The organism is Streptomyces sp. NPDC101234 (assembly GCF_044767525.1).
Lineage (GTDB): Bacteria > Actinomycetota > Actinomycetes > Streptomycetales > Streptomycetaceae > Streptomyces > Streptomyces sasae.
The window spans coordinates 65161-65859 of the sequence record NZ_JBIWOA010000051.1 but is presented as its reverse complement, the minus strand read 5'-3'; the positions used below and the strand labels follow the sequence as shown (position 1 = coordinate 65859).

The window sequence follows — 699 nt, the reverse complement described above, 5'->3', positions numbered from 1 at the left end:
CTGGAGGGTGAGTGTGGCGGGCTTGGGTGCGACGTCGTCCTGGTCGACTGCGATGTATTCCGCGAAGCCTCCGATGCGCAGGTCGCGCGGGCGGGCGTAGACCTCGTCGCCGACTTTGAGGCTGCGTACGGCGGAGCCGACCTGTGTCACGACGCCGGACACGTCGTGGCCGAGCACGAAGGGGCGCTTGTACTTCAGGAGCTGCTTGAACTCTCCGTTGCGGACCATCTTGTCCAGCGGGTTGATGCTGGAGGCGCTCACTCTGATCAGGACGTCGCGGTTCCCGATCGTGGGCTTGGGCACCTCTGCGGCGCGCGCGCCGTCCTTGCCGTACTTCTCGACGATGAATGCCTTCATGTCAGTCAGCCTTCCGTGTGATCTACGAGATGGAGTTCTCGGTGGTCGATGTGGATGGTCGGGCAGCTTTGCCGGTTAGTTGTTGAGGTGGGTGTGGAGCCAGTTGCCGATTTTGGTGATGGCTTCGTTGGCTTCGGGTACGCGTCCGGCGGCGAGGATGAAGGAGTGTTGGCCTTCGGGGAGGGTGTGGGTTTCGGAGGTGACCTTGGCGTCGGCGAGCCGGCGGCCGAGGTGGGTGCCGTCGTCAGCCAGGCGGAAGTCGACGACGAGGGAGCGGGCCCCGGCGGCCTTGGCGATGTGGCCGGGGGCCTTGCGGTCGGAGTGCATGGAAGCGGTGACGGA

The 699-nt window shown here is 65.4% G+C and carries 1 protein-coding gene and 1 pseudogene; both read right to left on the bottom strand.

The features are described 5' to 3' along the window. On the bottom strand, positions 1–357 hold a 357-nt coding region (locus tag ACIRR9_RS50240), incomplete at its 3' end, for an alcohol dehydrogenase catalytic domain-containing protein (RefSeq protein ID WP_403766993.1). Between the two features lie 75 nt (positions 358–432). Further along, positions 433–699: pseudogene (locus tag ACIRR9_RS50235) on the bottom strand (hypothetical protein); the annotation flags it as partial.